Annotated in this window: 12 protein-coding genes and 1 pseudogene; 6 read left to right on the top strand and 7 right to left on the bottom strand. The window is 68.5% G+C overall.

Annotated elements, in window-relative coordinates:
- Positions 1-135: 135 nt before the first annotated feature.
- Positions 136-819 (bottom strand): response regulator transcription factor, encoded by a 684-nt coding sequence (locus NK1_RS29425; RefSeq protein WP_084461755.1) that lies wholly within the window; start codon positions 817-819, stop codon positions 136-138.
- Positions 816-2,219, bottom strand: a complete 1,404-nt coding sequence (locus NK1_RS29420; protein ID WP_245660923.1) for a sensor histidine kinase — start codon at positions 2,217-2,219, stop codon at positions 816-818. Before NK1_RS29420 ends, NK1_RS29425 begins: the two co-directional genes overlap by 4 nt.
- Positions 2,220-2,326: 107 nt before the next feature.
- On the opposite strand from NK1_RS29420, the gene NK1_RS29415 reads away from it, so the two are divergent.
- Positions 2,327-3,031, top strand: a complete 705-nt coding sequence (locus NK1_RS29415; RefSeq protein ID WP_063013969.1) for a TrmH family RNA methyltransferase — start codon at positions 2,327-2,329, stop codon at positions 3,029-3,031.
- Here the strand turns inward: NK1_RS29415 and NK1_RS29410 are convergent, their stop codons facing one another.
- On the bottom strand, positions 3,032-5,260 hold the full coding sequence (locus NK1_RS29410; protein ID WP_063013967.1) for an ATP-binding cassette domain-containing protein: 2,229 nt from the start codon (positions 5,258-5,260) through the stop codon (positions 3,032-3,034).
- Positions 5,261-5,320: 60 nt separating this feature from the next.
- Here NK1_RS29410 and NK1_RS29405 point away from each other — a divergent pair, with 60 nt between their 5' ends.
- Positions 5,321-6,382 (top strand): helix-turn-helix transcriptional regulator, encoded by a 1,062-nt coding sequence (locus NK1_RS29405; RefSeq protein WP_157104494.1) that lies wholly within the window; start codon positions 5,321-5,323, stop codon positions 6,380-6,382.
- A gap of 100 nt (positions 6,383-6,482) precedes the next feature.
- Positions 6,483-7,679: a glycoside hydrolase family 76 protein gene (locus NK1_RS29400; RefSeq protein WP_084461752.1), complete on the top strand. Its 1,197-nt coding sequence runs from the start codon at positions 6,483-6,485 to the stop codon at positions 7,677-7,679.
- A gap of 210 nt (positions 7,680-7,889) precedes the next feature.
- Here NK1_RS29400 and NK1_RS29395 read toward each other — a convergent pair.
- A pseudogene (locus NK1_RS29395) lies at positions 7,890-8,561 on the bottom strand (DedA family protein); the annotation flags it as partial.
- Positions 8,558-9,211: a DedA family protein gene (locus NK1_RS29390; RefSeq protein WP_063014000.1), complete on the bottom strand. Its 654-nt coding sequence runs from the start codon at positions 9,209-9,211 to the stop codon at positions 8,558-8,560. The pseudogene NK1_RS29395 and the gene NK1_RS29390, both read right to left, overlap by 4 nt.
- A gap of 309 nt (positions 9,212-9,520) precedes the next feature.
- On the opposite strand from NK1_RS29390, the gene fbaA reads away from it, so the two are divergent.
- The 3 genes from fbaA (at position 9,521) to NK1_RS29375 (ending at position 13,504) form a co-directional block, all read left to right on the top strand.
- Complete coding sequence (fbaA, locus tag NK1_RS29385; RefSeq protein ID WP_063013965.1) at positions 9,521-10,558, top strand: class II fructose-bisphosphate aldolase; 1,038 nt, start codon at positions 9,521-9,523, stop codon at positions 10,556-10,558.
- A 168-nt stretch (positions 10,559-10,726) separates the two neighbouring features.
- Positions 10,727-11,884, top strand: coding sequence for a BTAD domain-containing putative transcriptional regulator (locus NK1_RS29380; protein WP_063906140.1), 1,158 nt, complete (start codon positions 10,727-10,729; stop codon positions 11,882-11,884).
- Positions 11,885-12,016: 132 nt separating this feature from the next.
- Positions 12,017-13,504: a glycoside hydrolase family 183 protein gene (locus NK1_RS29375; RefSeq protein ID WP_063013960.1), complete on the top strand. Its 1,488-nt coding sequence runs from the start codon at positions 12,017-12,019 to the stop codon at positions 13,502-13,504.
- Positions 13,505-13,520: 16 nt separating this feature from the next.
- Here the strand turns inward: NK1_RS29375 and NK1_RS29370 are convergent, their stop codons facing one another.
- Together NK1_RS29370 and NK1_RS29365 are read right to left on the bottom strand one after the other, a co-directional pair.
- A complete protein-coding gene (locus NK1_RS29370) occupies positions 13,521-14,564 on the bottom strand; it encodes a fused (3R)-hydroxyacyl-ACP dehydratase subunits HadA/HadB (protein WP_063013959.1) in 1,044 nt (347 codons plus the stop codon).
- Positions 14,565-14,769: 205 nt separating this feature from the next.
- Positions 14,770-15,330 carry an Rv0361 family membrane protein gene (locus NK1_RS29365; protein WP_063013958.1) on the bottom strand — a complete coding sequence of 187 codons (561 nt, stop codon included), beginning with the start codon at positions 15,328-15,330 and terminating at the stop codon, positions 14,770-14,772.
- Positions 15,331-15,960 lie beyond the last annotated feature (630 nt).

Below are 15,960 nucleotides of genomic sequence, written 5' to 3'. Positions count from 1 at the left end.
GAGTTCGCGCCTGCGGCCCCGCCGCAAGTACGGCCCGTCATCGGTCGCGACTATCCGGAAGTGGATCCGGTCAGCTACGACCTCCCGGTGTGGTGGCTGGCGTTGCCACTTTCTCACGACGGAACGGCCGCCACGCTATCCGCGCAGGCGCAGCACGGCCATCACCCGGCGGTGGTGGGTGTCCGACGGGGGCAGATCCAACTTCAGGAAGATGTTGCCGATGTGTTTTTCCACCGCGCGTTCGGTCACGGTGAGGGCGGTGGCGATGGAGGCGTTGGTGAGGCCCTGGGCCATCAGTTCCAGGACTTCGCGTTCGCGAGGGGTGAGGCGGGCGAGCGAATCCTGTTGCCGGGCAGCGCCGAACAGCTGGCTCACCACCTCGGGGTCGAGGGCGGTGCCGCCGGTGGCGACCCGCCGCAGGGCGTCGACGAATTCGCGGACGTCGGCCACCCGGTCCTTGAGGAGGTAGCCGACACCGCCCGCGCCGCCGGCGAGAAGTTCGGTGGCGTAACGGGTTTCGACCCACTGCGAGAAGACGAGGACACCGGTGCCGGGGAATTTCCGGCGCAGTTCGATGGCGGCGAGCAGACCTTCGTCGGTGAACGAGGGCGGCATCCGCACGTCGACCACGGCGACGTCGGGGCGGGTCTCGGCCACGATCTCGCTCAGCCGGATCGCGTCGCCGACCATGGCCACGATCTCGTGCCCGCGATCGGTGAGCAGCCCGGCCAGACCGTCCCGCAGGATCGCGCTGTCCTCGGCGATCACGATGCGCAGCGCCCCGGCGTCACGACCGGTCGCGGCCTCGGCCGTACTCATTGCGGCCCCGCGATCGGCAGGGTGACGGTGATGTTCGTGGGCCCGCCGACCGGGCTGTCGACGCTCAGATCGCCGTCGACGGCCCGCGCCCGCGCGGCGAGACCGGACAGCCCGCCGCCGACCAGCCGCTCGGTCGGGGCGTCGGCATCGGCCTCGGATTCCGGGTCGACCGAACCGGGCCGGCGCACCCCGCCGTGACCGTTGTCGCGCACACTCACCATCATCGTGTCCGCCCCCGACGGCGCGACGGACACCCACGCCGCGCTCGCCCCCGAATGTTTCACCACATTGGTGAGCAGTTCCGCGACCGAGAAGTACGCGATCGCCTCGATCGCCGGACTGGGGCGCTGCGGCAGGTGGACACGCAGTTCGACCGGTATCGCACACCGCGCGGTGAGTGTCTCCAGCGCCGGTTCCAGTCCCAGTTCGAGCGCTGGGGGATGAATGCCGCGCACCAGTTCCCGCAGTTCGGCGATGGCATCCTTCGAGCTCGCGCGGGCATCGGCGATGAGCGCGGCCGGATCGGCGCCGGCGGCGAGCCGTTCCTCGGCGCGACCCAGCGTCATCGCGATGCTCACCAGCCGCGCCTGGGTGCCGTCGTGCAGATCGCGTTCCAGCCGGCGCAGCGTCGCCGCGGAATCCTCGACCGCGACGCGCCGGCTCTCCTGCAGTTCGACCATCCGCCGATCGCGGGCGGTCGGTGTCAGCAGCGTCAGCATCAGTCCGCGATGCGCCCAGCACACCGCGCGCACGAGCCACGGCAGCAGGAAGCAGCCGATGATCCCCAGCGCCGCCAGACCGAGCACCCGCGGCCAGGTCTCGACGTAGTAGTCGCCGAATTGCGCGAGTGAATGATGTTCGCGCCCTTGCGGATCCACATTGACCGGGTGGAAGACGGCCCACGGGACGGGGGAGATCGCGGTGAAGACCGTCACCGCGATAACGGTCAGCACCACATATCCGACGAACACACCGAGAACCGCCTCGGCGACCAGGAAGACCAGCGCCCGCCACGCGGTGCGATCGGTGAAAACACTGCGGAACCAGCCCACCAATCCGGGCCGGGCGGTGAAGTCCGGCGGCGCCGGCAGATCGGCGCTCAGTAGCGTCGCACCCACCGCGCGGTAGATCCGTCCCCAGATCCGGCCGGCCAGCAGCACGCCGGCCAGCAGCGGAACGCCGATGATCAGGATCGAACTGTAGAGCCCCACGCCGTAGCCGGCGAACAGATAGACCAGCACCAGGCAGCCCAGGATCGCGGCGACGACCAGGTAGGCCAGCTCTTTCCAGGTCCGCGCCTCGAACGGGGCGCGCAGGATCGCCCGCAGCACCGACCCGGCGGTCGGGCGCGAGTCCGGGCGGTCGAGGACGAGCGTCGGTTCGGCGAGTGTCTCGGTCATAGCTTCCATGCTGGTCGGCGACGATCCGCGGGACGAGGGAGCAGACCGGCGGATCGACGGTGTGGACAGCACCACCATCGGATCCGACGGTACCGGGCGCGGCTACGATGACCGGCGTGAATCACCCGCTCCAGCCGCTGCCCGATCCATCGGACGGCGACGTGCCGGGCCCGACCGAGTGGGGTGAACATCCGCACGGCGTCGGCCCGTGGCGCGACGAATTCGGCACCGAGCCGCCCGGCGATCCGCGCCTCGATCCGGAACTGCTCGCGCACGGCGACCGCCGCAACGTCGTCGACGCCTACCGGTACTGGTCGCGGGAGGCGATTGTCGCCGATATCGACACCCGTCGCCATCCGTTCCACATCGCGATCGAGAATTTCGGCCACGACGCCAATATCGGCACGGTGGTGCGCACCGCGAACGCCTTCGCCGCCGCGGCGGTGCACATCGTCGGGCGCCGCCGCTGGAATCGCCGCGGCGCGATGGTGACCGACCGGTACCAGCACATCGTGCATCACAGCGATATCGCCGAACTGCTGGAGTTCGCCGAGCGTGCGCATCTCACCGTGGTGGCCGTCGACAACGTGCCCGGATCGGTGCCGCTGGAAACGGCTGCGCTGCCGCGTGATTGCCTGCTCCTGTTCGGTCAGGAGGGACCGGGCGTCACCGAGGCCGCCAAACGGGCCGCGGTCATGACGGTGTCGATAGCGCAGTTCGGCTCGACCCGCAGTATCAACGCGGGTGTCGCCGCCGGAATCGCCATGCACGCGTGGATAACCCAGCACGCCGACCTCGAACGCTCCTGGTGATCATCGCGATTCACGCAGCGCCGCGGCGGTCGCGGATTCGCGGCAGCGCAGCAGATCGTCCGGGGTTCCCTGGAAGACGATCCGGCCGCCGTGCCGGCCGGGCCCCGGTCCGAGGTCGATCACCCGATCGGCCGCGCGGACGACGTCGAGGTTGTGTTCGATGACGACCACGGTGTTGCCCCGGTCGATCAGATGGTCGAACAGCTGGATCAGCGTATCGATATCGCGCAGATGCAGTCCGGTCGTCGGCTCGTCGAGGACGTAGAGGGTGTGCCGGTCACCGCGCGCGAGTTCCTTGGCGATCTTCAGCCGCTGGCATTCCCCGCCGGACAGCGTGGTCAGCGACTGCCCGAGCCGCAGATAACCGAGTCCGACCTCATCGAGATGCCGCAGCCCGCGCGCGACCGCGGGTAGCCGCCGGATAGCCTCCGCGACGGTCAGGTCGTCGATATCGGCGATGGTCAGGCCGTCGACGGTGTAACCCAGCACCCGATCGGTGAACCGGCGACCGCCGCACGCCGAGCACACCGTTTCCTGACCGTCCATGAACGCCAGATCGGTGTAGATCACGCCGGCGCCCTGGCACACTGGGCAGCCGCCCTCGGAGTTCGCACTGAACAGCGCGGCGCTCACCCCGTTGTGTTTCGCGAACAGGGTGCGCACCGCGCCGGCGATCCCGGCGTAGGTGAGCGGTGTGGACCTCCGATTGGTGCCCACCGGACGCTGGTCGACCACGGTCGCCGGATGCCGCTGCACCAGTTCCGCGGCCAGACTCGACTTACCCGAACCCGCGACGCCGGTGAGGACGGTCAGCACACCGGTCGCGATATCGACCGAGAGGTCGCGCAGATTGTTGCGAGTCGCGTTGTCCACGCGCAACTTTCCGGTCGGCACCCTCGGCGTGCGGCCGGTGCGCCGGGCCCGCAACGCCTGCCCGGTAGGCGTGTCCGCGGTCGCCAACCGGTCGAAGGTGCCGGTGAACACGATCCGGCCGCCGTCCGCTCCGGCCCCCGGACCGACCTCGACGATATGATCGGCCACCCGCATCACATCCGGATCGTGTTCGACCACCAGGACGCTGTTGCCCTTGTCCCGCAACGATTTCAGCAGTTCGGTCATCGGCCGTACGTCGTGCGGATGCAATCCGACCGTGGGTTCGTCGAAGACGTACAGCATTTCGGTGAGGCTGCTGCCGAGATGTCGAACGGTCTTGATGCGCTGGGATTCTCCGCCGGACAGCGTCGTCGTCGGACGCGACAGCGACAGATAGCCGAGCCCGATGTGTGCGAGGGCGCTCAGCCGTTCGTGTAGCGCGGACACCACCGGCACCGTCTCGGGGGCGCGCACCTCGGTGATCAGCTCGGCGAGTTCACCGATCTCCATCCGGCTCATCTCGACGATGGTGCGGTCGAGTACCCGCGCCGAGCGGGCCGCCGGATTCAACCGTTGCCCGTCGCATTCCGGACACGGGCCCGAGCGGGTGAATCGTTGCAGCACAGCCTGTTTACGTTCCGACAGGTTGTCGGAGGTGTGCAGATACACCCGCTCGAACAGTTCGATCACCCCTTCGTAGTCCTTCGGCGGGCGTGGCCGCAGCGCGGCGGTGGCCGGTCCGCCGTGCAGCAGTGCTTCGCGTTCGGCGGGTGTCCAGTCGCGCAGCGGCGCCGTCGGATCGAAGGCACCGAGTTCGGCGTAGCGGCGGTACCAGTACTGACCGGCGGCGAAGCCGGGCAACCGGATCGCACCCTGTTCCAGCGAGAGATCCGGGTCGAGCACCTGCTCCATATCGGGAACGAGGGTTTCGCCGAGACCGGAACAGGCCGGGCACATTCCGGCCGGATCGTTGAACGAGAAGTGATTGGATTCCCCGACGTACGGCTGCCCGATACGCGAAAACAACAGGCGCAGATAGGTGTACGCGTCGGTGATGGTGCCGACCGTCGAACGGGCGTTGCCGCCGAGCCGCTTCTGATCGATCACCACCACCGGCGAGAGCCCGGCGATCAGGTCCACCTCGGGGCGCGTCCAGCGCGGCAGCCGATTGCGCACGAACGGCGGATAGGTCTCGTTCACCTGATACCCCGCCTCGGCCGCGATGGTGTCGAAAACCAGCGATGACTTGCCCGAACCGGACACCCCGGCGAACACCACCAGCCGGCCCCTCGGCACGTCGATATCCACACTTTTCAGGTTGTTGGTGCGCGCTGCGCGAATGCGGATCGAAGTCATATCTCGACGCTAGGGACAGATGCGGACAATTTATGACCGCAATTCGCGGAGGATGGAGTCATGAGCGCCACTCGCCGCCTGCTCGATCTGCTCGCCTATCTGCAGACCGGCCGCCGCTATACCGGCGTTGAGCTGGCCGCCCGCCTGGAGACCAGTCCGCGCACGGTCCGCCGCGATGTCGAGCGGCTGCGCGAATACGGCTATCCGGTCACCACCCAGCCCGGCCCCGGCGGCTTCTACCAGCTCACCGCCGGCCGCATCCTCCCGCCGCTGGTCTTCGACGACGACGAGGCGATCGCCACGGTGGTCGCCCTCGGCATGCTCGCGGCGACGTCGGAACCCCAGCCCCAGCCGGAACCCCAGCCCCAGCCGGAACCCCAGCCCCAGCCGGAACCCCAGCCCCAGCCGGAACCCCAGCGCCAGCCGGAACCCCAGCGCCCATCGGATATCGGCGCCGCCGCCCTGCGCGCCTTCGGCAAGATCGACCAGTTGCTGCCGAAGCGGTTGCGGGGCCGGGCGAACGCGGTGCGGGCGACGGTGGAGACGGCGGCAGTGACCGCGCCCGCGATCGATACGGCGCTGCTGGCGCTCGTGGCCAAGGCCGCGGCCGACCACGAACAGCTCGTCTTCGACTACCGCACCCGCACCGGCGCCGTTGCCCGCCGCCGGGTCGAACCGTATCGGCAGGTGTATCAGCATCTGCGCTGGTATCTGCTGGCCTGGGACCGCGACCGCGGGGATTGGCGCACCTTCCGCCTGGATCGCATGGCCGATATCGCCGCCACCGGAACGACTTTCGAGCCGCGACCACTACCGGCCGAGACGGCCGCGGGCTATCTGCGGCGCGAGCTCACCGCCGGTCGCCATCGCGCGGTCGTCACGGTCGCCGCTCCCGCCGCGGCGGTCGCCGACATCCTGAAATTCCAGGACTGCGATATCGAGTCGCGCGGACCGCAGCGCTGCCGGATCACCACGTGGGTGGATTCGTTCGAATGGCTGGTGCTCAATCTCGCCTTCCTCGACGCCGATTTCGTGATCGAGGAGCCGCCCGCGTTCCGCGACCGATCCCGCGCTCTCGCAGCACGTTTGGATCGCGCGGCCGATGCCGCGGAACCGGGCTGACGCGCCGCGGCTGCCGGGCCGGCCCGGCACGTCGCGGACACGAGTCGATCGGGTAACAAATCGGGCGCGAAATCGGGGCTCGGACTGGCACGATGTACCCATGAACTCGCGGAGCGACGACGTGCAACCGCGTCCGCATCTGCGGCGGGGGCGCGCACGAGTCGATTCCGCTGCCGAGCCGGGCGCCGAGATCTGGGCACAGCGAGCCGATGCGGCCGAATCGGCGATCGTGTCCCGGCATCTGCGGCGGCTGTGGCTGCTGCCGGGGGCCGAGCTGGGCGTGGTCGGCTGGCCCGCCACCCGGGGGGAGCGGCTGTTTGTCAGCTGGAACTACTGGTGGCAGGCCCATCTGATCGACTGTGCGGTCGATGCCGCCAACCGAGAGCCCACCCCGGCCCGCACCGCGCGCATCGCCGCCGTCGCGCATGCGCTCCGGCTGCGCAACATCACCGGCTGGACCAACAACTACTACGACGATATGGCGTGGCTGGCCATCGCTGCGGAGCGGGCCGAACGCATGCGGGGCCTCACCGAGGTGCGCGGCGGGCTGATCGCACTGGAGCAGCAGCTCATGTCGGGGTGGCAGCCGGAGATCGGTGCGGTGCCGTGGCGTAAAGGCGCCGACTATTTCAACGCACCCGCCAACGGCCCGGCCGCCATCGCCCTCGCGCGCCTCGGGCATCACGAGCGCGCCGCGCAGATCGCCGATTGGATCGATGCCACGCTGCGCGATCCGGAAACGGGATTGATCCTCGACGGAATCCACCTGCCCTCGGGTCGGATCGAACGGCCGACGTTCAGCTACTGCCAGGGCGTGGTCCTCGGACTGGAAACCGAACTGGCCGTCCGGACCGGAGACGCTCGTCACCTGGAACGTGTGCAGCTACTGCTCCGCGCGGTCGAGGACCACATGACGGAACGGAATGTCGTCACCGGCGGGGGCGGAGGCGACGGCGGTCTGTTCAACGGGATTCTGGCCCGGTATCTCGCTCTGGTGGCGATCATGCTGCCCGGGGAAGAGATTGCGCAACGATCGGTCCGTCGCTCGGCGGCCGCGATCGTGAAGGCGTCGGCCCGCGCGGCCTGGGACCGCCGGCTCGAGGTCGAGGGCGATCCGCTGTTCGGCCACGACTGGAACGAACCGGCACGGCTGCCGGGCGGCATCGCCGGCGCGGGACGGTCGACCTCGGGAGGTTCGGTCGTCTCGTCGCGGACACCGGAACGAGATCTGTCGGTGCAGCTGTCGGGCTGGATGCTGATGGAGGCCGCGCAGGTGGTGACGGCCGCCGGACTCTGACGCCACCCGTCCGGCCGATCAGTGCCGGGGATCGGTCCACACGATGCGCGCGGGCCCCGCGGCGGCTGTGCGCTCGGGGCGGACGGTGCGCAGCGGCACGGTGTCCGGGTAGTCGGCGGCCCGGATCTCGAGCGGCAGCGTGTCCAGGGCATCCGAATCGAAAGCGTCGAAGCGCTGGGCGTCGAAGGGCCGGCCGTTCTCGGCCTCGAGGTCCACATCGAAGTCCTCGGCGGGCCGCGACATCTCCGCCCGGTACTGCCGCAGCCCGATCACCGTGCCGATGATCAGCACCACGACCAGCGAGCCGCTCACGGTCGGCATCAGCCAGGACACCTTGTTCAGGTAGCCGCCGGTGTAGTAGCCGAGCAGCAGCAGAATCGGTGCCCAGATCACCGCGCCGATCGAACTGGCCACGGTGTAGCGGCGATGGTCCATTCCGGCCGCACCGGCGACCAGCGGGCACAGCGTGCGCACCCACGGAATCCAGCGCGCGATGAGCACTGCCGCGAACCCGTGCCGATGCAGCAGATCCGATACCCGGGCCAGATTCTCGGCGTTGACGTATTTGCCGTTCTTGCGGGCTATCAGGCGGTGGCCGGTGCGCGTCCCGATCACATACCCCACCTGATTACCGGCGATGGCCGCCAGCATGGTCGCCACCACCAACGCCCATACCTGCGTATGCCCCGTCTCGTGGGAGGCGAAGATGATGCCAGCGGTCAGCAGCATCGAATCGCCGGGCAGGAACAGGCCGATGATCACCGCGCACTCGAGGAAGACGAAGACCAGGACGACGGTCCAGACGAGTGCCGGCCCGGCGGACTGCAGCGGATCGAATCCGCCCAGTGCAAGGGGTAACGGCGTGGCAGGCAATGGTGTCAGTGCGTGGGTTCGTTCGTCGGTACGGACATCGTGGGCTCCTCGATCTCGAGCACCGGCTCGTGGTTACGCAGCTTCTTCGCCACGGAGATGATGGCGGGCAGGATCGAGACGAACACGATCAGCAGGAAGATGGCCTCGACGTGATCGCGAATGAACCCGACGTTCCCCAGGAAGTACCCGAGGACCGTGATGCCGCCGGCCCACAGAATGCCACCGATGATGTCGAAGGTGAGGAATTTGCGGTAATCCATTTTCGACACGCCCGCGAGCACCGGCATGAAGGTGCGCACGATCGGCACGAATCGGGCCAGGATGATGGTCTTCGGGCCGTACTTCTCGAAGAACGCGTGTGTCTCGGTGATGTAGCGCTGTTTGAAGAAGCGCCCGTCCTCCTTGTGGAACAGCGCGGGCCCGATGGCACGGCCGATCCAATAGGCGCACTGGTCGCCGGCGATCGCGGTCAGCGCCACGGCCGGGACGAGCACCCAGATCGATACCGGCGGATGTTCGACCGCCGCGAGCAGACCGCCGGTGAACAGCAGCGAATCGCCCGGCAGGATCGGGAACAGCAGCCCTGTCTCGATGAAGACGATGACCAGAATGGCCGGCAGCACCGCATTCGACATCCAGGTATCGGTCAGCAGATACATGGGGTCGAGCAGCTTGTGGACGGAGAATCCGTCGGCGAGGGTATTCGTGATGGCCAGCGTGGTCACGGGCCCCACAGTACCGGTCACCGTGCGATCTCACCGAACCTCACGGGAACCTCTCAGGCGTTGGCGAATTTCGGTCAACCGAGTTTCGGACCGCTCCCGGCGGTCGACGCGGATGCGCGCCCGGCCCGGCAAGTCCGCCGCAAGCGCGCCCGACCCCATCCCGCCTTTCGCGACAACGGGCCATGAACTTAGGGTATTGGCTGACAGAATTGTTGTTCGCAGCACACATACGGAGGTCACTCAGTGCCCATCGCGACTCCGGAGGTCTACGCCGAGATGCTCGGTCGGGCCAAAGAGAACTCCTTCGCCTTCCCCGCGATCAACTGCACCTCCTCGGAGACCATCAACGCGGCCATCCGCGGGTTCGCCGAGGCCGGCAGTGACGGCATCATCCAGTTCTCCACCGGCGGGGCCGAATTCGGTTCCGGCCAGGGTGTGAAGGACATGGTCACCGGTGCGGTCGCGCTGGCGGAGTTCGCTCATGTGGTGGCAGCCAAGTACGACGTGACGATCGCGCTGCACACCGACCACTGCCCCAAGGACAAGCTGGACGGTTTCGTGCGTCCGCTGCTGGCCATCTCGCAGGAGCGGGTGAAGGCCGGGCAGAACCCGCTGTTCCAGTCCCACATGTGGGACGGCTCGGCCATCCCGATCGACGAGAACCTCGAGATCGCCAAGGAACTGCTGAAGCAGTCGGCCGCGGCGAACATCATTCTCGAGGTCGAGATCGGCGTGGTCGGCGGCGAAGAGGACGGTGTCGAGGCCGAGATCAACGAGAAGCTCTACACCTCGTCGGAGGATTTCGCCAAGACCATCGACGCCCTGGGCGCCGGTGAGAACGGCAAGTACCTGCTCGCCGCCACCTTCGGCAATGTGCACGGCGTCTACAAGCCGGGCAACGTCGTGCTCAAGCCCGAGGTGCTGGCCGAGGGGCAGCGTGTGGCCGCGGCCAAGCTCGGCCTGGGCGAGGGCGCCAAGCCGTTCGACTTCGTCTTCCACGGCGGCTCGGGTTCGCTGAAGTCGGAGATCGACGACTCGCTGAAGTACGGCGTGGTGAAGATGAACGTCGACACCGACACCCAGTACGCCTTCACCCGTCCGATCGCGGCGCACATGTTCAGCAATTACGACGGTGTGCTGAAGATCGACGGTGAGGTCGGCAACAAGAAGACCTACGACCCGCGCAGCTACCTGAAGAAGGCCGAGACCTCGATGGCCGAGCGGGTCATCGAAGCCTGCAACGACCTGCGTTCGGCCGGTAAGTCGGTCAGCGCGAAGTAGTAGTTCCGGAAGCGGAACGAGGGTGCGTCGCCCGGTGGGCGGCGCACCCTCGGCATTCGCGGCCGCTGTGGGGACGGGTTGTCTCATTCGCCGGCGGCACGGGATGATCATCTCCGTGAGCAGATGGGCACTGTGCCGGGCATTCGGCCGACGCGAGGAACGAGACTGGTGAGCGATCCGACCGGCCCCCAACCTGTTTCGCCCACCGGTCTCGACGTGCGCGTACTCGGGCCCGTGCAGCTCTCGGTCGGTGGCGCCGCCGTTGCGGTGGGCGGACCCAAACCGCGGGCGCTGCTGGCCGCCCTGGCGGTCAACCGGCGGCGTGCGGTCTCGTCGCAGGCGTTGGCCGATATCGTCTGGAACGAGGAACCGCCGGACTCCTATCAGGCGAGCCTGCAGGTGTTCGTCTCCAATATCCGTAAGGCGCTGCGTAATTCGGGAGTCGACTCGGCCGCGGTGCTGCGCACCGAATCCTCCGGCTATCGACTCGAGATCACCGACGACGAATGCGATCTGGGCCGATTCGAGGCCGCCCACAAGGCCGCGATCGAGGCCGCCGCGGCGGGCGACCACGAGGGCGCGTCGCGGTTGTACGGTGCGGCACTGGAACAGTGGAGCGGCAAGGCCCTCGACGATCTGTCCGGCACCCGCTTCGCCGACACCTTCGCCACCGCGATGGACGAAGAGCGCCTGCTCGTCGCCTCCGCGCGCATCGATGCCGAAATCGCTTGTGGTCGAGCCTCGTCGGTGGTCGGCGAACTGGTGGCGATGACGAACGAGCATCCGATGCGGGAACCGCTGTGGGTCCAGCTCATCACCGCGCTGTACCTGTCCGGCCGCCAGGCCGACGCGCTGGAGGCCTGCCGCCGGGTGCGCGCGGTACTCGCCGACGAACTCGGCATCGATCCGGGGCCGGCGCTGGCCGAACTGGAGAAGCGCGTCCTGCGCCAGGAACCGCTCAACACGATGGCCATCGCCCAGGTCGAGCGGATGGCCAAGGCGATGACCGAAACCGTCACCGAAACCCCGCGCAGCGCCCGCGCCGGACGGCTGCGGCTGCCGGACGGCCGGGTGGTGCCGATCGCCAAGGGCGGCTTGAAGATCGGCCGCATGACCGACAACGATCTGATCCTCGACGATCCGAAGGTCAGCCGCTATCACGCGCATGTCCTGCCCAGCCGGGCCGGGATGCTGATCAAGGATCTGGCCTCGGCAAACGGCATCTACGTCGACGACGAGGTCGTCGACAGCGGCACCATGCTGTTCGGCGGGGAACTCATCCGGATCGGTTCGACGGTGCTGAGTTTCGAGGCCGAGACCGAATAGGCGGCGCCGAACACACCGCCGGTGCGCGATAACCACCGTGGCGCGACATCACCCGGGTAGGGTCGGCGCGGGTGCTGTCCGCGCAACGAGGTCGCGGGTAGGGGAAATCGTTCGATCGGCGAGGGGTTGCGGATGCGTGTGCGCGTACCGGCTTCGGTCGCAGTGGTGCTGCTGGGCGCCGGACTGCTGGTCGGGCTGCCCGGATCTGCCGTCGCCGAACCCGGGACGGCTACCGCGGCAACGGTTCCCGGAGCCGGGCCGTGTGCCACCGACCCCGTCCCCGTGCACGAGCCGGTGGTGCCGAAGAAGCTCGAGGTGCCGATTCCGTATCCGGTGGTGACCGTCGATCAAGCTCCGCCGCCCGCGATTGCGAAGCGCACGAACGTGGACCTGCCGGCCGATCCGTGCGTCAGCCCGTGCCCGGACCTCACCGATGGTCCGCCGCCCCCGCCCGGCCTGCTGAACCGGCTCGGCGTGCCGGAACTGCTACTGAAGCCGAAGCCGTTCTATTTCGCGCTGCCGCCCGGTCCCTCGCCCGAACCCGAGCCGCCCGCGCCGCCGCGAGCCGCACCTGCGACCGAACCGGGCCCGGTAGTGGCCGCGCGGCCGGCGCCGAAGGTGAGCCGAGTTCGTGAGGTGGCCAAGGAGACCGGCGTGAATTCGGTGAACCGCACCGACAAGCGCTGGCAGGTCGCCGGCACCGACCTGGGCATCATGTGGGAGAGCGGGCCGGGGGAGATCGCGACGGCCTTCGGTGACACCGTCGGTCACGACTTCCATCCGCCGGGCGGGATGGGTGAGGACTGGCGCAGCAATCTGCTCGCGTTCAGCACGAATCGCGACCTGGACAAGGGCATGATCATCGACCGCATGGTCGCCGACGACCGCTGTCACGCCGCCGAGGTGCTGGCCAGTCGCAAGCAGGACAATATCGAGATCACCACGATCCCGACCTCTGGTTTCGCGCTGCCACACCGAGGTTCGGCCGACGACACCCGGCAGTTCATGAGCTACATGTCGATTCGGACCTGGAACAGCCTGCCCGGCACCTTCTACACCAACTACGGCGGCATCGCGTACTCCGACGACCACGGGCAGACCTGGACCAAGGATCCGCACGCGCACTGGGACAACATCTTCGGGCTCGCGAATTTCCAGGTGTCGGCGATGGTGCCGCAGGGCGACTACGTCTACCTGTTCGGCACACCGAATACGCGGCTCGGCGCGGTCGGCCTCGCCAGGGTGCCCAAGGATGAGGTGCTCGACACCTCCGCCTATCAGTACTGGCGCGACGGAAACTGGACTCCGGTCGGGGGCGCCGCGTCCGCCACACCGATCGTCGACGGGCCGGTCGGCGAACTGTCGGTGCGCTACGACAGCGCTCGCGGTGTCTGGCAGATGAGCTATCTCGACACCGCGAAGGCGGCGGTCGTCGTGCGGGAATCGAACGCACCGCAGGGGGTGTGGTCGCCGAGTTCGACGCTGGTGCCCGTCTCGGCCGAATATCCCGAACTCTACGGCGGATTCATCCATCCGTGGTCGACGTCGTCGGATCTCTACTTCACCATCAGCACCTGGAGCGACTACAACGTCTACCTGATGCACGCCCGGCTGGACTGACGCACGGGATCACTGCTCAGGACAACTGGACCTCGGCCAGCGCGCGGCCGAACAGCTTCTTGCCCGCGGAGGTCGCGCTCAGCAGAATCGTCGCGACCCGGCGCTCCGGGTCCAGGGACTTGATCCTGGCGGAGAATTCGATCGTGGCCGGCGAAAACCGTTCCACCGGAACGTATCCGGAGAAGCGCACGCTGTAGCTTTCGATCGCTCCCGGATCCCCGAGCCACGAGGTCAGATAGTGCGCACCCAGACCCATGGTGAGCATGCCGTGCGCGACCACGGTGGGCAGGCCGGCCAGTTCGGCGGCGCGATCGCTGAAGTGGATCGGGTTGGGGTCACCCGCCACACCGGCGTAGTTGACCAGATCGCCGCGGGTGAGGCGCATCGTCGCCGTGGGTAACCGATCACCGACCGCGAGATCGTCGAAATTCGGCTGGGTGTCGACGGTGACATCTCTGCGCGAGTCGGCGCGCGAGGGTTCGGGGGTGGCCTCCTCGGCGCCGATCGGGATCAGCACGTCGGGGGTGGTCGCGCCGACCTCCCTGCGATGCATGACCACACCGTCGACCAGTCGCACGATATCGGCGTCGACCTCGGCGCCCAAGCGCGCCACGATGGTGGTGATACCCACCTGGACGACGGTGTCCTCGGCATCGAGAACGGTGGCCTTCACGGTGATGAAATCGTTTCCGCGCAAACGGCGGATCGATTCGATCTCCGCCTCGCTGCGCAGGACATCGCCGGCCAGGATCGGGCGGTGGATGTGGAACACCTGGTCGGTCTGCAGGATCTGCGACAGGTCGTATTCGCTGAGCACGCTGTCGAGCAGGGCCTGCGTGGTCGCCATGCCGAGCACCGAGGCGAAGGTCGGCGGCGCCACGACGGCATCCCAGCCGAGCTTGGCGGCATCGGCCTCGAAGTGGTGGGCGGGGTGATGATTCTGCACGGCCCGCGCGAATTCGCGGACCTTCTCCCTGCCCACCTCGTAGCGGTCCCGAATCCGGTAGTGCCGACCGGCCAGTGCCGTGGATGCCGGCGCGTCGGGTGCCAGCTCCGGCATGTCCCTTGCTCCCTGCTCGATTCTTACTGCGTAAACGACAGCACCGGTCGACCACCCCGGAACGGATCAGTGGAGGGTCGGCGGCGTGACAATCCGGGCCATGCTATCGGCGTACCGGACCGCTGACCAGGTGTCTGTGATGTGCATCGCCGGCAACCGGCGCGACGTGACGCCGGGGTGATGCACATCATCGACTCCGGCGCGGCTACTGCGCGGCGCCGGCGGGATCGCACACCTTCCAGCCACCATCGGTCTGCTGCAGATCGAAGGTACGGGCGGTCGAGCGGCTCGGATCGGCATCGGTGTAGACGTCGACCTGAGCGACGGCCTTGTCCCCGGTGATCTGAACGCCGTCCACGCCCGCGACCTTCGGGATCTTCTTCTGATCCACCGCCAGCTTGTGCACGCCGGCGTACTGATCGGGTGCGATGTTCTGGTAGAAGTCGTGCAGTTTGCCGCACGTCGCGGACTGCAGCCGGCTCAGGTCCCCGGATGCCAGTGCGTTCGTGTAACTGTTGACCGCGCCCTTGACCTGTGCCTCCGGTGAATTGTCGGAACCGCCGGTGGTCAATGCGACCACCGCCACGATCGCGACGATGACCACCACGACCGCACCGCCGGCGAGCAACAGCCAGCGCTTGCTGCGCGCAGTCTGCCCCGGCGCCGCATCCGGTTCCGCCGCCGGCACCCGCTGCGGTTGTGCCATCGGGCGCGGTGGGGCCGACTGCGGTCCGCCCGGCTGTGCGGACAGTGCCGGCGCGGTCATCTTGGTATCGGCAGGTGACGGCGCGCCGCCGGGACGCGGTGATTGATCACCGTGCGCCGCAGGCCCTTTCAGGCCCTGCGCGCCGAGCGCTGCGGCTGCTCCCGGCAGCCCCGGCCCACCCGGACGCTGTCCGGGCGCTCCTGGGCCGTGCCCACCCGGACCGTGCCCACCCGGACCCTGAGGTCCCGACGAACCCTGCCCCTGCGGTCCGTGCCCGCCCGGGCCTTGGGCGCCGGGACCCTTCGGACCCTGTGTGCCTGGGCCTTGTGCGGCCGGGCCTTGCGCGGCCGAACCCTGTAGGCCTGGCCCCTGTGCCCCCGGACCCTGCGAACCCGGACCCTGCGGGTTCGGTCCGCCGGGGCGCTGGGGACCCTGTCCACGGCCCTGCGTGCCGGGGCCACCGGCAGGTCCCTGCTGAGCCGGTCCGTTCGGACCGGCTCCGGCTCGCTGTCCCGGGCCGCCCGGGCCTTGCCCCGGTCCGCCGGGGCCGCCGGCCGGCCCCTGCTTTCCCGGTCCGCCTGCGGGACTCTGCTGACCCTGACCGGGTCCGCCCGCCGGGCCTTGCCCCGGTCCGCCGGAACCGCTCGTCCGGCCCTGTCCCGGTGCGCCGCCGGCGGGGCCGTGCTGGGC

It is taken from the genome of Nocardia kruczakiae NBRC 101016, assembly GCF_001612965.1.
GTDB classification, from domain to species: Bacteria; Actinomycetota; Actinomycetes; order Mycobacteriales; family Mycobacteriaceae; genus Nocardia; species Nocardia kruczakiae.
The sequence above is the reverse complement of the archived record's forward strand: the minus strand, read 5'-3'. Positions and strand labels throughout refer to the sequence as shown.